Raw genomic sequence first — 16,729 nt, 5'->3', positions numbered from 1 at the left:
TTCGGAGGGTCAGGCCCCGCGAAGGCCGGCCGGGCGTTTCAGCGGGCCAGCGAAGCCTCGGCCTTGCCGCTCCAGCGGGCCGGGATCGAGGCCGAGGGCTCGGCCAGGACATCGCCGATCATCAAGGCCCACTCGGAGCAGCAATGGTCCTTCTCATGATGGTCGAGGAACGCGGCGCGGCCTCGACGGCCCATCTCGGCCGCGGCATCCGGGGCGGAGGCCAGCGAGCAGAGGGCCTCGACCAGCCCTTGGGCGTCGCCCAGCCGGACGGTCGGGCCGCAGTCGGCCTTGCGGATCGTGTCGGCGGATTCGCAATGGGCCGGGCCGACGAAGCAGGTGGGACGACCCGAGGCCATCGCGCCGTAGAGCTTCCCGGGGACGACCACGCCGGTCATCTCGGACCGCATCGAGATCAGGTGGACGTCGGCCACCGAGAGCGAGGCGTGGAGCTGCTCGCGAGGGAAGTAGTCGAGGATCTTGATGTTATCCAGAGACTCATCTTCCTTGGCGAGCCGGACCTCGGCCATCCTCGGGCCATCGCCCACGAACAGGAAGACGATATCCGATCGATCGCGGAGCCGGCGAGCGGCCTCGATCATCTCGGTGAAGCTGTGGGCCAGCCCGAGGTTCCCGGAATACATGGCCACGAACTTGTCGGCCAGACCCAGCGAGGCCCGGAGGGGATGCCCATCGCGCGGGAGGGGATAGATCTCGTCGCGGCGACTCCAGACCGGGATGGTCGCCAGTCGATCGCGGCGGACCCCCTTCGAGGCGATCCGATCGGCCATGTAGGGACCGAGGACCACCACCTTATCGGCCTGCCGATAGACGGCATCGCTCAGCCAGGCCAGCCACTTGACGACCGGATGCTTCGGCGACATCCGCCCCAGGGCGATGCTGGCGTCGGGATGGAGATCCATGCTCCAGTAGAGATGCCTGGACCCCTTCAAGCGACGCAGGATCGTCCCGACCAGGCCGATGATCGGCGGCGTGGTGAGCGTGGCCACGGCGTCGAATCGCGGGAGCGAGACCGCCAGCAAGAACGCCCGAGCGTAGAAGCTCAGGTAGTCGACCATCCGGTGGAGCGTGCTTTTCCGGCCGAGCGAGGTGGCGGGGACCCGGTGGATCGTGACGCCATTGCGGACTTCGCACGTCGGTGGCCGCTCCACGCCCGGCTTGTAGGTCCCCCGCGAGCAGAGGACGTGGACGTCGTGCCCTCGGCCGGCCAGATGCTCGGCGAGGTCGGTCAAGTGCTGCGCGGTGGAGGCGTGATCGGGCCAGTAATACTGGTTGACGAACAGGAGCCGCCGGGGCTTCGTGGTCACGACGGAGTCGACCCGAAGCGTCGATCGTTCCGCGATCGGAGCCGGGATCGACCCGGGCCCCTCGGTGGCCCGCTTTGTTGGCCAGATCGTCCGTCGGGTGTTCACCACTTGGCGTCCGCCTGGGCCTTGTTGGCCCGGTACCAGGCCACGGTCTTGGCCAGGCCGTCGCGGAGCTTGGTCGGCGGGGTCCAGCCTTCCAGGACTTCCTTCATCCGGGTCACGTCGAGGACCTTCACGGGGGCCCCGTCGGGCTTGTCCACGTTCCAGTGCATCTTGCCCTTGTAGCCGCTGACCTCGTGGACGGTCTCGGACAGTTCCTTGATCGTGGTGCCGATGCCGGTCCCGATATTCAGGGGCTTGGCGGCGTCGTTGTACTTCTCGGCGGCCAGGACGATCGCATCGGCGCAGTCTTCGACGTAGATGAATTCGCGGACCGGCTTGCCGGTGCCCCAGACCTCGACCGAGGGGGTCTTGTTCAGGTCGGCCTCGACCCACTTCCGGACCAGGGCCGCGACCACGTGCGACCGCTCGGGATTGTACGAATCGCCCGGGCCGTACAGATTCGTCAGGATCAGGTGGATCGAGTCGAGCCCGTACTGACGCTTGTACGCCTGGGCCTGGACCGCCATCATCTTCTTGGTCAGGCCATAGTTCACCACGCTGGCGTGGCAAGGGCCGGCCCAGAGGTCATCTTCCTTCAGGTGGCCTTCCAGATAGCCGGGATAGCTGCAAGCGGTGCCGATGGCGACGAACTTCTTGATGTCGGCCAGTCGGGCGGCCTCCATCAGATTCGCGCCCATGACGAGATTCGTGTAGTAGAGCGTGGCCGGTTCGGTCTGGTTGATCCCGATCCCGCCGTAGTACGCCGCCGCGTGAAAGAGGACGTCGCAAGGGTGTTCCAGGACGCACCGGAGGCAGGCATCCAGCGTCGTCAGGTTGTAGTCCCGCTGTCGGGGGACGTAGACCTCGGCCCCGAAGCTCTGGAGTCGCTTGACCAGGTGTTGGCCCAGGAACCCGGCCCCGCCGGTGACGGTGACTTTCTTGTCCGACCAGAATCCCTTCATCGTGCGGTCCTCTTGATGTCAAATAGCTCGGGAAGGATCAAGCGACGTCGAGCCGTCCGATCTTCCTGGGTCCGGAACCGTCATCATGCAAATCATGGGCAGATCCCCGTAGGACAGGGCTTGTCCTGCCAATCCCGCATGATCGGCAGGGCGAGCCCTGACCTACGGGGGGATCATCGTAGAGCCAACGGTCCGCAGAGAGCGGACCCTACGGAAGCTCAGACGTTGGCGAAGGGGTTCTGGAACTCGATCAGCTTGGCGGCCCGGACGAGCTCGGCGACGCCTCGGTCGAGGTCGATGGTGGTTTCGAAGCCCTTGGCCCGGATCTTCTCGTAGGAGACCTCGTAGTTCCGCTTGTCGGCGTCGGTGCCGACCTCGGCGAAGTGGAGGTAGTAATCGACGTGCTTCAGGACGGTCCGGGCGACGTCTTCCTTGGTGAAGTTCATCGACTCGTGGCCGACGTTGTACACGTCGTCCTTCATGGTGTCCCACTTGTCGAGGGCGAACATGATCGAGCGGGCCATGTCGCGGACGTGGACGAAGGTCCGCTTGAAGCCGCCCTCGTAGACGATCAGGTTCTTGTTCTTCACCGCCTGGTAGGTGAAGTCGTTAGGCATCAGGTCGAGACGCATCCGGTTGCTGACGCCGAAGGCGGTGGCGTAGCGGTAGGCCACGCTGTTGCCGGCGGCCAGGATCATCTCCTCGGCGGCGGCCTTGGTCTCTCCGTAGAGGGTGATCGGCCCGACCGGCGAGTTCTCGTTGCAGATGTAGTTGGGGATCGACCCGTAGACGCTTCCGGTCGAGGCGAAGATGACCTTCTGGTCGGCCGTCCGGAGATTCAGGAGGGTCCGGGTCCCCTCCAGGTTGGTGGCCTGGGCCAGCTGCGGCTCCTTCTTGCAGGCCGGATAGCCGACGATGGCCGCCAGGTGGACGATGGCGTCCATCCCGTCCAGGGCCTTCTTGAAGCCGTCGGCGTCGGTCACGTCCCCTCGGACCAGTTCGAAGGAGCGGTTCTGGCAGCAGGGCAGCAGGCCATGTCCGCCGAACTTGAGCGAGTCGTAGACCCGGACCCGGTGGCCCTGCTCCAGGAGCATCGGGACCAGCGTCGAGCCCACATACCCGGCGCCGCCGGTGACCAGAATCTTCATGGCAATCCCATCCTTGGTGGATCTATCGACGCGCCTGGGGCGTCGGTTTCTGGGTCATGGATCACGCCGAAGACGGACGGGATCGAGGGCCAGGCCCCGTCCGTGTGGCCTTCCGAGAAATTCAAATCCAGGGGAGAGGGCGAGCCTGCTCGCCGATCGGGACGTCGCGGGAATCCGACTCCGACACGTCCACCCGGAAATCCTGTCGAAAATCCGCCCGGATCCCCGACCAGCCTCCGACGATTTTCTCGATTCATCCGTCATGCGAAGGGAGTCTCGGGCGGGAGATTTCGCCCGAGACTCCCCCCTTCGGTCGGAGCCAAATCGTGAACCTGAAATCCTTTACCGAGCAACTCGTTCCTCAGGTCCGGATCTCCGATCATCCACTCCGGCTCAGGAAACCTGCGCGATCGAGATGGCGTCGAGGAAGGTGGAGTTGTCACCACCCTTCGAGTTCAGCCCCTGGAACGTGATCGTGTGCGCCCCCGCCGTCACCGCGAACGAACCCGTCGTGTATCGCTGGTAAGTCTTCCCCGTCGGGAGGATCGTACCCACCGACACACCGTCCACCAGGACACGGATGTCGTTGAACCCGCCATAGTTCCCACGGCCGGCCGCCAGGAACGAGATCGTGCAACGACCCGCCGACCAGCCCGAGACCGATTGCGAGATCGAACCGTTCCGCTGGATCACCGCCACCTGCACCCCCTCGGGGGCCGAGGGATTGCCCGAGGTATACGGCGAAGCGTTGCCCGAGAGGCACGCATTGCTCCCCGAACCCGATGGGCCCGCCGAGAACGCCCAGGCCGTGCCCGAAGGCCGGGCCACCTTGCCGGCGCCCACCGCCGGAGCCTCGAAGCCCGCGAGGGACGGCGAAGGGCCCGAGGTAGCGACCGCGATCGAGATGGCGTCGAGGAAGGTGGAGTTGTCACCACCCTTCGAGTTCAGCCCCTGGAACGTGATCGTGTGCGTCCCAGCCGTCACCGCAAACGAACCCGTCGTGTATCGCTGGTAAGTCTTCCCCGTCGGGAGGATCGTACCCACCGACACACCGTCCACCAGGACACGGATGTCGTTGAACCCGCCATAGTTCCCACGGCCGGCCGCCAGGAACGAGATCGTGCAACGACCCGCCGACCAGCCCGAGACCGATTGCGAGATCGAACCGTTCCGCTGGATCACCGCCACCTGCACCCCCTCGGGGGCCGAGGGATTGCCCGAGGTATACGGCGAAGCGTTGCCCGAGAGGCACGCATTGCTCCCCGAACCCGATGGGCCCGCCGAGAACGCCCAGGCCGTGCCCGAAGGCCGGGCCACCTTGCCGGCGCCCACCGCCGGAGCCTCGAAGCCCGCGAGGGACGGCGAGGGGCCGGAGGTGGATGTCGGCTCCGGCAATCTCTGGATCCGGACCGCCTGCCCCTCCACCTTGCCGGTGGGGGAGGATGCGAGTCGGACCACCAGCTTGTTCCCGGTGATCCGGACCGATCCGCTGAGGTCCTGATAGTTCGCGGACCCGTAGGAATAACCGGCCGAGGCGATCGTTTGATTGACCGCAACGCTGGCGACCACGCTGGAACCGTCGGAGATCGTATAGGGAGCCGCCGTGGAGAAGCCGGTGCCTCCTGGCCAGAGGGTCGAGACCTTGTAAATTCCGGGAGTCACGGTGAAGGTCCAGGTGAGGAAGGAGCTTCCGTCGCCGGCGGGAGAGACCCATCCCGAGGCCCCCGGGATGTAGGAATAGTCGCCCACCCGATTCCAGGTTCCCACCCTGGCGAATTCCGTGTCGTTGTTGGCGTTGATCACCTCTGGTGAGTTGATCGACATAATTCGTTCGATCCGGACCGATTGGGCCGAGACCGTACCGTCGGGGGCATTCGTCAGCTGGATCTTCAGCGTGTTCCCCAGGACGGTGACGTCGGAACCCAGGACCTGCCAGGTGGTGGAGCCGGACGAAACGCCTTGAGGCGCCAGCTTCTGGTTAACCGGTAGCCTGGCCCTGAAATTCGAACCATCGTAGATCGAATACGGAGCGGCCGAGGAGCGGTCCGACTGGGCGACCCAGGATGCAGAGACGCGATAAGTGCCGGGCGTCACCGGGAATTCCCAGACGGCCGTGGCGCTTCCGCTGCCGGCCGATGCGACCGACTGGTTGCTCAGCGGGGTCCAGGTCCCGGTCCCCGATGTCGATGGGGATCCGAAGGTAGACGTCCGGACGACCGGCATGAGCCAGAGTCCGGTCGGCATGAACTGATAGTGGTAGTTATACGAGTTCGACGGGTCGAAGGAACCATGGACGGTGTGGATCACCAGGACATTGAGTCCGGCATGAAGCTCGACCGAACCGAGCCCGAAGACGTCGCCCTGGGAGACCTTGTAGACCCCGACGGACTGCTGATTCGCGAGTCGGACCTCGACCTCGCCCGAGACGTATCTCGCCGCAAAGTCGACGTTCACCCCGGTGGACATCCGAAGGTCGTAGGTCCCCGCCGTGGCGACGTTGAGCAACCAGTAGTTGTCCTGCCCGGTCCTGTTGTTCAGGAATGACTGGCCCAGGGTATCCGAGGTGACCGACAGGCTTGAAGTCTCGGTAGCCGAGACCGAGAAGCCCGAATTCGGCGTCAGCGGAAGCGCGGCGGCGACATCCTGGAGCCCTCGATACTTCGGCGAGAGGCCGGGATTCGCCCGCTGAGAGAGCTCGGCCACCGGGAAGAGGCCGTACTTCGGCGACCAGATCTCGTAAGGGCCGCTGTAGAAGTTGGCGACATCGCCACCCGCATTGAACCAGTTGAGGTAATGTTGCCGGACCACCGCCTGCATCCGTGGGTCGCGCGAGGCCGCCAGCGCGATCGATGCCGAGGCAGCATCCGCCCCATAAAGGGCGGGCCCTCCCTCGTAGGAGACGTTCTTCAGCCCGTAATAATCGGCGATCGCCGTGGCTGCCTTCATCGCGGAGATCACGCCCGCCTCGTTCGCGATCAGCGAATTGATCGTCGAGTCGACCGAGGAAGTATCGGTCGCCTTCCAATAAATGGCGTTACCCATCCCGTAGAACGACTTGCTCGGAGCCCCGTAAGTCGCCTGGAACCAGGGGAACATCTTCGTGTAGAATTGCCAGTTGTATGGCTGCCATCCGAGCACCGGGCGGACCGTCTGGTAGTCGGCATCCCCGCCGTAGGCGGCCCGGAAGATGTTCCCGATTTCCATGGTCCGTTCGAGATAACGTCGCTGCGACCAGAGCACGTGATCGTTGACGTTGTCGTTATTGACCGCCGTCGCGTTCGCCGCGACCTCCTGCTCGGCGGCCGCCAGATTGTAGGCGTAGGGGTTGTAGATGCCGCCCCAGACCTCGTTCGAATACTCGAGATAGACCTTGAGACCCGGCTTGAGGCCGGCGTAGGTCACGCCGTCCACGGTATCGCCGTTCTTGATCAGGTCGGCCAGCCTGGCCACGTAATCGTCGGTCGCCGGGCCAGGCACGGTAATCCACATGTCGGTTTCCGTGGCGTTCGCCAGCGCAACCAGATATTCCCACGCCTGGCCACGATGCCCTTTCGAGAGGTCGCCCTGCGTGGCCTCAGAAGGGAGCCTTCGTTGCGACCACTCCAACGGGCCCGAGTTGTTCGTCACCGGGCCGAAGTTGTTCGCCTCGATCACGTCCATGTAACGCAACGTGCCGAATGGCTTCAGAGCGTTCAGATATTCGTTGGTGAAAACCTGCGTTGTATTTGCCGCATAGCCGGGCTTGGTCATGCGGACGTCGGTCACCCCGGCGCCCGTCGGGCTCCGCGGGTTGACCGTGCTCGTGAAATAGAGCTGGAGGAACGCCATGGCGTTGTGCTGGACCGCCACATCGGCCGTCGTCACATTCGTCGAGGCGTCGTAGACCTGATTCTGGACCGTGAAGATCTTCAACCACGACGGGGGTGAGACCGTCGCCCGGCCGTGGAATGAGAGGTGATACGTGCCGCCGATGTCGGGCGGAGAAGCCTTGGGATCGGGGCCGTTCCAGGGCTGATTCACCCGCTGGTCGAGCAGGAGGATGTTCGCGTCCTCGGTCGGCCAACCCTCGGCGTCGCGAGTCAGGGAAGTCGAGTCGTTCGAGCCCCAGTTGCCGGTCGGATCCTTGAAAACATCAACATAGTCGATCGAGCTAAGGTTGAGGCCGAGAGGCCCGGCGGTCAGCAACTTGCGTGATTCGAGACTTTCCGGCGAATCCGGGATGAATCGAGTGGCGCGACGCAGCCGGGACGGCCTGGCGAGGCCGCCTTGCGCGAGATCCCACATGAGTTGATGGTCCCCTGAGATCAGAAGTTGCGAAATCGGGACAGGAGTGTCATCCAAGCAAGATCGGTCATGCGAAACGGGGGGGATCGCAGTCGATTTAAGGGCCACCCCGACGAAATGTCAACCCACTGTTGCGAAATCGAAATTAATTAGCTCGATTTTGAAATTTCCAGGCGATATTTCACAATAATTCGACGAGATCAGGCACTTACACCGAAGACGACATCGAAGCTTACGCAGACATTATCCCGCATAAGCATTACCCCAATGAAGCACGAATACCTCAATTCCCCCTTGCAGTGTTGCATGTATGGGATCTGAAGGGGTGTTATCGGCTCGTTTTGCCGATTTTGCGGGAAGACACGAAGGCTAGACCTCGATCCTTCGGACGGGATCAACAACGCATCAATCACACCATTATTGCGTCAGTGCAACCATCGCATATCATCGGCATCGACTCATGCGAGGTTCAGGGCCGATCGACTATCCAAAGACTCACCATGTTCGACTTTCGGGCGAAAGACGACGATATCCGGCGGGGATCACCCGAGGTCGACCCGCGAAGGCGGACGAGCCGACGTCGTCCGCCGATCGATCAACGATGCTTCAACTTCCCCCGGCGATCGGACGGCCGGCCGATGAAAACCACACTCTTATCTATACAATAGAACGAATTGTTCGAAACAAGCATCCGGATCGATGAGATTCCCTCGATGATGACCCGGCCTACCAGGCGAGTTCGAGGTTCCGGATCCGGATGACCCGCCCGGGCGCCGGTCGGATCGTCAACCAGGCGTGTAGTTTGGCGAAATTGGCGGGGTCGATCACGGAATTCCCGTCCACTTCGACCTCTTCGGAGTCGCCCGAGCGGAGAATCTGGACCCGGTGCCAGGCGGGCTGTGGCTCCGCGAGCATCCGACCATCGAGGGGAGATCCGAGGCGGTGCCCCAGCAGCTCGATCGAGGGGAGATCCGACGGTTCGGCCATGATCTCGAGCGTCAAGCGGAATCGATCGGGCAGCCGGAATCGGAGATTGAAGGGAGGATCATTCCCGCGGAGCGGGCCGACGTCCAATCGGGCGAGCTGGAATGATCGAGATACCTCGGCCCTCGATGACCGGTCGGATGACGACCATTCGACAAGTCCTCGGATGGTCAGGCTGGAGGCCCCGAGCGTGGCCAGCCCGAGCGACAGGGCGGCGGCGAATCGCCACCAGAGTGGGGCCTGCCGTTCGATCGCGAACGGGCATCGGAGCAACATCAGGACGCGCTGGGTGAGCGAAGAACCCGTCGTGGGGTCCGCCGGGCCTCCTCGATTCGCGTGCGGAAAGGACCGCTCGGGGAGCCCCGACCAGGCCAGACCGACCAGCGACGAGGCATACTGGCTTGAGGTCCCGAAAGACTCGACCGCTCGCTGATCGGCCAGGAATTCCTGATCGAGACGCATCTGATCTCGGATCCACCAGACCGGCGGGAGGAAGAACCAGACCGCTTGAGCTAAATTGGCGACCAGGCTAAAGAAAGGGTCGCAATCCTGGGCGTGGGCCAGCTCATGCATCAGGCTCATCGCGAGTCGCTCGGCGGCCTCCGGTCGGTCCAGTTCGGGCGGGATCAGGATCGCCGGTCGAGCGACCCCCAGAAGGACCGGTCGTCCCACCCTGGAGGAGACCCGGAGCCTCGGCCGGGGCATCTTCGAGAGCGAATTGATCCCGGCGTACAGGCCCAGTGCCCCCTCGGAAGGTCCGGAGGAGCGACGGATCAGGAGCCAGGTCCCCCAGATCCCCAGGCCGAGATATCCGGCCCCGAGGCCCAGCCCCGCCAGGTAGATGAGGACGAGAACGCGAACGATACGATGGGCCGGACTCGGAGAAGTCTGGGCCTCGATCCCCTTCCGAGAGCGGTTGGACTTGGGATTCCGCCTCGCGTGGTGGTTATCTCGGCGGGGGTTCCCGCCCAGGTCCTGGGTTGGTTGGCGTGCGACGGTGTTACGATCGTCGTGATCGTCCCACAGGATCGACCGGAGCGGACGATGCAAGTCGATACGTTCCAGGGGATTGAAGGCGACGAGAGGGAGAAGAAAGAGGATCGAGACCAGCCCAGCCCGAGCCCAGACCCGTCGCCGGCTGGGTTGTCGACATTGGACCATCGCCAGGACGACCACACCCGATAAGGCGGTCGCCGCCAGGGCCGCATCCAGGAGCGCGGCCCCCCAATGGTCGACGATCTCCGGCATCCGGTGGGTTCCCGAATCGAGAGCGGCCCGGTTCCACGCCACAGTCCCCGATCAATCGGCCTCGACCGTCGGCAATGCCCCCCCCTCGGCCTGTTCGTCGGATTGCCGCTGCGCCTCGTCGATCATGGCCCGGAGCCGGTCGAACTCGGCGGCGCTGGGCGGCTTGGTATCGAGCAGGGCCACCATCATCCGGTCGATCGCCCCATCGAAGACCCGGTCGACGAACCGTTTGGTCAGTTCGCGGATCGTCCGATCGGAAGACTTCTTGGGGATGTAGATGAAAGTCCGACCTTCGACGACGTGGCGGACCAGCCCCTTCTTATCTTCCATGATGTTCAGGAGCGTCTGGACCGTGCTGTAGGCGACCGGACCGGCCGACTTGTTCAGGTCGTCCTGAACTTCCCTGACGCTGGCCTTGCCGCGAACCCAGAGGACCTTGAGAATCTCGAGCTCGCGGTCCGTCACCATCTGGACTTTTCGCACCGTACGTCTCCCTGAAAACGACAAACCTCGTTGACGTAAGGTAACGCCCAACCGGCCACTTGGCAACATGGTCTCCCCGAATTCCGACAAGCCGATTGGCAAATATCGATCAACCCCGGTCCCGGTGTTTGAGAAATGACAAATCAATCGGATTGCCAGGCATCGTGGATGAACGAACCATGATTTCTACCAGGAAGTCCTCCAGGCTCGAGGGGAAGCACCGCGCCTGAGGCGGTCGGGAGTTTCCCCCAAAATCCAAGCGATTAGCTGCCGAACCATACCACGAAGTCACCGAGCCCTCCTCTGCTAGGAGATCCGATCGACGAACGGCACGAGTCGATCGACATCCCGAACCGATCGTCGGCGATCGTGTCTGAGACTCGCCCGAACTCGAATTTCTTATTATGATGGTTGGGATACGATTGCAAGGGCTCTCAAGGGCGAGCGGCGAGCGGCCCCGGGGGGGCATCGAAGGGACAACCGGCCATGACGCGGATCGCGATCTACGACACGACCTTACGCGACGGGAGCCAGGGCGAGGGGGTGAACTTCTCGCTCCAGGACAAGCTGCGAATCACCGAGCGGCTCGACGAACTCGGGGTCGACTACATCGAAGGGGGATATCCCCTCTCGAACCCCAAGGATGAAGCTTACTTTCGCGCGGTCCGCGACCTGGGGCTCTCGCACGCCAAGATTACCGCCTTCGGGATGACCCGCCGGAAGGACATCGCCGCCGAGGACGATACCGGGATGAAGGCCCTGGTCGCCTCGGGTGCCCCGGTCATCACGATCGTCGGCAAGAGCTGGGATTTCCAGGTCACCGAGGTCCTGGGCGTGTCGCTCGAGGAGAATTGTCGGATGATCGCCGACTCGGTCGCCTTCTGCGCCAGCAAGGTCTCCGAGGTCGTCTACGACGCCGAGCACTTCTTCGATGGATTCAAGCGGAATCCCGAATACGCACTCAAGACCCTCCAGGCCGCCGTCGCCGCCGGGGCCCACTGGCTGGCCCTCTGCGACACCAACGGCGGGGCGCTCCCCGAGGAGGTCGCCGAGGCCGTCCGGCAGGTCACCCGTGCCGTCTCGGTCCCCGTCGGGATCCACACCCACAACGACGGCGAGTTGGCCGTGGCCAACACCCTGGCCGCGATCCGCGAGGGGGCCACGCAGGTCCAGGGGACCATCAACGGGATCGGAGAGCGTTGCGGGAACGTAGACCTCGTCGCCGTCGCGGCCAACCTCGGGCTCAAGTACCGGGGGTATGAGCTGCTCAAGCCCGGGAGCCTGGCCCACCTGACCGAGGTCTCGCGGTTCGTGTACGAAACGGCCAACATGAACTTCCGGACCGGCCAGCCCTTCGTCGGCTCCAGCGCCTTCGCCCACAAGGGGGGGATGCACGTCCACGGGGTCCGCAAGAACGCCAGCAGCTACGAGCACATCGACCCCACCCTCGTCGGCAATGAGCGGCGCGTCCTCGTCAGCGAGCTCTCGGGAAAATCCAACATCGCCGAGAAGCTGGGCGAGCACGGGCTCGAACAGGATTCGGCGCTGCTCACCAAGGTCCTCGACCGGGTCCAGGATCTCGAAAACGAGGGCTACCAGTTCGAGGCGGCCGAGGCCTCGTTCGTCCTCCTGGTCGAGAAGCTAGCCGGTCGCCACCAGCCCCGGTTCGAGCGGCTGGGCTACCGGGTCAGCGTGGTCGGGGAGCCCGAGGAAGGCCCGATCACCGAGGCCACCGTCAAGCTCCGGGTGGGATCGGCGACCGAGCACACCGTCGGCGAGGGGGACGGCCCGGTCAACGCGCTCGACCTGGCCTTGCGGAAGGCCCTCGAACCCCACTTCCCCCGACTCAAGGAGATGAGGCTCGTCGACTTCAAGGTCCGCGTCATCAACGACCGGGCCGGGACGGCCGCGAGGGTCCGCGTGGTGGTCGAGAGCCAGGACGGCGAGGACGTCTGGGGGACCGTGGGGGTCTCCGAGAACATGATCGAGGCCAGTTGGATGGCCTTGGTGGACGCCTTCGACCACAAGCTCGCCAAGGATTCCCGGGCCGAGTCGAGGGTCAAGCTGGCCGGGGCTCGGGCCTGAAGTCGTGGAAGATCAAGCCGCCGAGCCATCCCCGAAGAGGAAACGCCCGATCGGGATGATGGCGGCGGCGATCACCTGCTGGCTGATCGGGACCCACCTGGCCTTGCCGGTCCCGGGGGTGATTCTCTACCTGCTGGTGGATGCCTGCCTGGACGATGGTTGGCGGAATATCCTCTCGACGCTGCCCGGACGGCTGCTCCTGCTCATGATCGTGTTATCGACCGCCTCCACCGTGGCCTGGATGACCGCCGGCTGGCAGTTCTTCGGGGTCCGAGGCCGCCAGGGCAAGACTCACGTCCTGGTCGCGATCGGCTCGGAAGTCCTGGCGTGCCTGCTCTTCTTTTTCCTGTAACCGCCGGATCGCATGCGGAGTGAACCCGCCGATTCCTGATAGTATGCTGAAAGCTCCTCGAACCGACGGCGACGATGGGAAGCGGCGTGACCGAGATGACCGAACGAACCCTCCATCCCGCGACCGAACGAACCCATGATCCGGGTGGGAACGAACCCATTGCGCCAAGGTGGGAACGAACCCATTCTTACGTCGACCTGGATGAGGCGACCTCCCGTAGGGCAGGGCTTGCCCTGCCGAGTCAGCATTCAGAACGAGGCCATCGTACGATCGCGAAACGAACCCATTCCGAGATCGCGAAACGAACCCATTGCGGAGACCATCGGCAGGGCAAGCCCTGCCCTACGGCTCAACCGCCAGAACCAAGCCATCGTACGATCGCGAAACGAACCCATTGTGGAGACCATCTTTTTAAGGGGCTAAGAAGGATTCTCTCATGATCGATGAAGAGAATCCGTATCGAGCTCCCGAGGCGGTTTGCGTAACACCTACAGCAAGAACGAAACGTTCTTTCCTTCTCGTCGGCCTGGCCTCGACATGTTGGTTTCTGGGATTCTGGATATCGTTGGCAGCACTGGTATTGTCCGTCGACCTGGGCCTTGCCTTGAACCAGGATGGCTGGCGGAAAATTATGACGATCGAGAGCTACCGATCTCTACTGATTCAATGGTTGATGGCCACAATCGCTTCTGTCGTCTACCTCGTCGGCGGTCGGTCGTTCTGGAACGGACACATGATTCGCGGCTCGGTTTCGTTCCTCTTTTGTCTGATCCTGGCATACTTGGGCGTCTGGATGATCTCGAATAGCTGAAACGCTTCCTTATCGATTCGCCCTCAATCGGTCATTCTGACGATTTTTGAATCGAACGCCGTTGCCTTCAACATCTCGGACCACGCATGAGCACCGCCGAACTCCCCAAGCAATATGACCCCAAGGAAGCCCAGGACCGTTGGTACGGGTTCTGGCTCGAAAAGGGGTATTTTCATGCCGACCCGGCCAGCGATAAGCCCCCCTTCACCATCGTTATCCCGCCGCCCAACGTCACCGGGGCTCTGCACCTCGGGCATGCGCTGAACAATACGATTCAGGACATCCTGATCCGTTGGCGACGCATGCAGGGGTTCGACGCCCTCTGGATGCCGGGCACCGATCACGCGGGGATCGCCACCCAGGCGGTGGTCGAGACCCGGCTCCGGAAGGAAGAGAACAAGACCCGCCACGACATCGGCCGCGACGAGCTGGTCCGGCGGATCTGGGCCTGGAAGGACGAATACGAGAAGCGGATCCTCGGCCAACTCCGCCTGATGGGCTGCTCGTGCGACTGGGACCGGACCCGGTTCACCCTCGATGAGATGTGTGCCCGAGCCGTCCGGACCACGTTCTTCCGCCTGTTCCAGGACGACAAGATCTTCCGAGGGAAGCGCCTGGTCAACTGGGACGCCCACCTCCGGACCGCAGTGGCCGACGACGAGATCGAGTATCAGGACACCGCCGGACAGCTCTGGACGATCCGCTATCCGGTCGCCGATTCGGACGAATCCCTGCTCGTCGCGACGACCCGGCCCGAGACGATGCTGGGGGATACCGCCGTCGCCGTCCACCCCTCGGACGAGCGATACAAGCACCTGATCGGCCAGTCGATCGCGCTGCCCCTGACCAATCGCCTGATCCCGATCATCGGCGACGGGATCCTCGTCGACCCCAAGTTCGGGACCGGGTGCGTCAAGGTTACCCCCGCCCACGACCCGAACGACTACGCCTGCGGGCTCCGCAACAACCTGGAGATGATCAACCTCCTGAACCCCGACGGGACCTATAACGAGAACGCCGGAGCTTATGCGAACCTCGACCGTCGCGAGGTCCGCAAGCGAGTCGTCGCCGACCTGGAGGCCGGCGGTCTGCTCGTCAAGGTCGAGCCTCACGCCAACCGGGTTGGGCTCTCCGACCGGAGCAAGACGCCGATCGAGCCCTATCTCTCGGATCAGTGGTTCGTGCGGATGGACGAGCTGGCCCAGCACGCGATGGATGCCGTGACCGCCGGCCAGGTCGCCATCCACCCCGAACGCTACGCCAAGAGCTACCTCGACTGGCTCGGCGAGAAGCGCGACTGGTGCATCAGCCGGCAGCTCTGGTGGGGGCACCGGATTCCTGTCTGGCGGTTGGATCATCACGGCGAAAATCTCTCGCGACTCCGTGACATGAAGACCGGTTCCGACCATGATCCCGACACCAAGGATGTCGTCGCCTACAAGATTGAAGCGGAAGTCGCTTACGCCTGTGTCGTCGACCCCGAGCGGGAGACGAATATCGTGCAGGGCCTGGAGCGAGACGGCTGGGTCCAGGACCCCGACGTCCTCGACACCTGGTTCTCCTCGGCCCTCTGGCCCCACTCGACCCTCGGCTGGCCCGAGGAGACTCCCGAACTCAAGAAGTATTACCCGACCAGCGTCCTCTCCACGGCCCGCGACATCATCACCCTCTGGGTCGCCCGGATGGTAATCTTCGGCCAGTTCAACCGGCATGATGTCCCGTTCAAGGACGTCTATATCCACCCGGTCATCCAGGACGGCAACGGCAAGCGGATGTCGAAGTCGGCCGGCAACGGGATCGACCCCGTCGACATCATCGACCTCTACGGCGCCGACACCCTCCGGTTCTCCCTGGCCATGCTGGCCACCGAGACTCAGGACATCCGGATCCCGGTCGAGAAGTCCAAGCTCCCCGACGGCCGGGAGGTCAACACCTCCGAGCGGTTCGAGCAGGCGCGGACCTTCCCCAACAAGGTCTGGAACGCCTCAAGGTTCGCCCTGATGAACCTGCAAGGGTACGAGCCCGCCCCCGTCGCTCGCGAGGACCTGACCGTCGAGGATCGGTGGATCCTCAGCCTACTGGCGAAGACGACCGCCGAGGTGACGGCCGACCTCGAAGCATTCCGATTCGCCGAGTCGACCAAGCGGCTCCGCGACTTCACCTGGAACGACGTCTGCGACTGGTACGTCGAGTTCCTCAAGGGGAGGCTCCGCGACCCGTCCACCAAGCCGGTCGCCCAGCGCGTCCTGGCCTCGGTCCTCGACGGGCTCTGCCGGCTCCTCCACCCGATCGTCCCGTTCCTGACCGAGTCGATCTGGCAGGCCCTCGGAGAAGTCGCGCCATCCCGAGGACTTCCCGAGCCCCAGCCCGCCGCCGAGAGCGTCTGCATCGCCCCCTGGCCGAGCTATCCCGAAGCCTGGCACGACCCCGAGGCCGAGTCGATCGTCGCCCAGTGGCAGGAGAAGATCGCGGCCCTCCGGAACCTCCGGGCCGAGCGGAATGTCCCCGAGAAGGCCAAGGTCCGCCCGATCATCCTGGCCGACGCCGCCGTCGTCGCGATCCTCAAGCAGGGGGAGGCGTTCCTCAAGTCGTTCACCAACGCGGAGTCGATCACGATCGCCGAGCATGCCGAGCGGCCCCCGGACGCCGCATCGACCGTGCTCCCCGACGCCGAAATCCTCCTGCCGATGGAGGGCCTGATCGACAAGGAGGCCGAACTGGCCCGACTCCGGAAGTCGGAAGCCGACGCCACCCGACAACTCGGAGCGGTCCGTGGCAAGCTCGGGAACGAGGGGTTCCTGAGCCGGGCACCGGCCGAGGTCGTCGAGCAGCAGAAGTCCAAGGAATCCGAACTCGTCGCCCAGATCCAGGCCCTCCAGGCGGCCATCCGGTCTTTGATGGGCGGGGATCAGACCGGTACGATCTCGGGATGAAACGATCCGGCT

At 63.9% G+C, this 16,729-nt stretch carries 10 protein-coding genes; 4 read left to right on the top strand and 6 right to left on the bottom strand.

All coding sequences use genetic code 11. From position 1 onward, the window contains the following. Window positions 1-38 precede the first annotated feature (38 nt). The 6 genes from P12x_RS05790 to P12x_RS05765 form a co-directional block, all read right to left on the bottom strand. Window positions 39-1,430, bottom strand: coding sequence for a glycosyltransferase family 4 protein (locus P12x_RS05790; protein ID WP_435009940.1), 1,392 nt, complete (start codon window positions 1,428-1,430; stop codon window positions 39-41). Further along, window positions 1,427-2,389, bottom strand: a complete 963-nt coding sequence (locus P12x_RS05785; protein WP_435009939.1) for an NAD-dependent epimerase/dehydratase family protein — start codon at window positions 2,387-2,389, stop codon at window positions 1,427-1,429. Before P12x_RS05785 ends, P12x_RS05790 begins: the two co-directional genes overlap by 4 nt. Before the next feature lie 218 nt (window positions 2,390-2,607). Next, window positions 2,608-3,537 (bottom strand): NAD-dependent epimerase/dehydratase family protein, encoded by a 930-nt coding sequence (locus P12x_RS05780; RefSeq protein WP_435009938.1) that lies wholly within the window; start codon window positions 3,535-3,537, stop codon window positions 2,608-2,610. 393 nt (window positions 3,538-3,930) lie between these two features. Further along, on the bottom strand, window positions 3,931-7,821 hold the full coding sequence (locus tag P12x_RS05775; RefSeq protein ID WP_435009937.1) for a hypothetical protein: 3,891 nt from the start codon (window positions 7,819-7,821) through the stop codon (window positions 3,931-3,933). A gap of 726 nt (window positions 7,822-8,547) precedes the next feature. Continuing rightward, the gene (locus tag P12x_RS05770) at window positions 8,548-10,053 is read right to left on the bottom strand and encodes a M56 family metallopeptidase (RefSeq protein WP_435009936.1); all 1,506 of its coding nucleotides are present in this window, start codon (window positions 10,051-10,053) and stop codon (window positions 8,548-8,550) included. 51 nt (window positions 10,054-10,104) lie between these two features. Beyond that, entirely contained in the window at window positions 10,105-10,536 is a 432-nt protein-coding gene (locus tag P12x_RS05765) for a BlaI/MecI/CopY family transcriptional regulator (RefSeq protein WP_435009935.1), read from the bottom strand. Between the two features lie 486 nt (window positions 10,537-11,022). Here P12x_RS05765 and cimA point away from each other — a divergent pair, with 486 nt between their 5' ends. The 4 genes from cimA to P12x_RS05745 all read left to right on the top strand — a co-directional run bounded on the left by cimA (window position 11,023) and on the right by P12x_RS05745 (window position 16,717). After that, window positions 11,023-12,621, top strand: coding sequence for a citramalate synthase (gene cimA / locus P12x_RS05760; RefSeq protein ID WP_435009934.1), 1,599 nt, complete (start codon window positions 11,023-11,025; stop codon window positions 12,619-12,621). 4 nt (window positions 12,622-12,625) lie between these two features. Further along, window positions 12,626-12,973, top strand: a complete 348-nt coding sequence (locus tag P12x_RS05755; RefSeq protein ID WP_435009933.1) for a hypothetical protein — start codon at window positions 12,626-12,628, stop codon at window positions 12,971-12,973. Window positions 12,974-13,409: 436 nt separating this feature from the next. Then, on the top strand, window positions 13,410-13,784 hold the full coding sequence (locus P12x_RS05750) for a hypothetical protein (RefSeq protein ID WP_435009932.1): 375 nt from the start codon (window positions 13,410-13,412) through the stop codon (window positions 13,782-13,784). 86 nt (window positions 13,785-13,870) lie between these two features. Continuing rightward, window positions 13,871-16,717: a valine--tRNA ligase gene (locus tag P12x_RS05745; protein ID WP_435009931.1), complete on the top strand. Its 2,847-nt coding sequence runs from the start codon at window positions 13,871-13,873 to the stop codon at window positions 16,715-16,717. The last annotated feature ends 12 nt before the right edge of the window (window positions 16,718-16,729 follow it).

Source organism: Tundrisphaera lichenicola, from assembly GCF_051175385.1.
Taxonomy (GTDB): Bacteria; Planctomycetota; Planctomycetia; order Isosphaerales; family Isosphaeraceae; genus Tundrisphaera; species Tundrisphaera lichenicola.
Note: the sequence above shows the minus strand (reverse complement) of the source record. Positions and strands in the feature narration are given on the sequence as shown.

What these genes read in the sequence shown, in the direction of transcription:
- P12x_RS05785 (WP_435009939.1), bottom strand. Translation starts at nt 2,389, where the DNA reads ATGAAGGGATTCTGGTCGGACAAGAAAGTCACCGTCACCGGCGGGGCC.
- P12x_RS05780 (WP_435009938.1), bottom strand. Translation starts at nt 3,537, where the DNA reads ATGAAGATTCTGGTCACCGGCGGCGCCGGGTATGTGGGCTCGACGCTG.
- P12x_RS05775 (WP_435009937.1), bottom strand. Translation starts at nt 7,821, where the DNA reads ATGTGGGATCTCGCGCAAGGCGGCCTCGCCAGGCCGTCCCGGCTGCGT.
- P12x_RS05770 (WP_435009936.1), bottom strand. Translation starts at nt 10,053, where the DNA reads ATGCCGGAGATCGTCGACCATTGGGGGGCCGCGCTCCTGGATGCGGCC.
- cimA (WP_435009934.1), top strand. Translation starts at nt 11,023, where the DNA reads ATGACGCGGATCGCGATCTACGACACGACCTTACGCGACGGGAGCCAG.
- P12x_RS05750 (WP_435009932.1), top strand. Translation starts at nt 13,410, where the DNA reads ATGATCGATGAAGAGAATCCGTATCGAGCTCCCGAGGCGGTTTGCGTA.
- P12x_RS05745 (WP_435009931.1), top strand. Translation starts at nt 13,871, where the DNA reads ATGAGCACCGCCGAACTCCCCAAGCAATATGACCCCAAGGAAGCCCAG.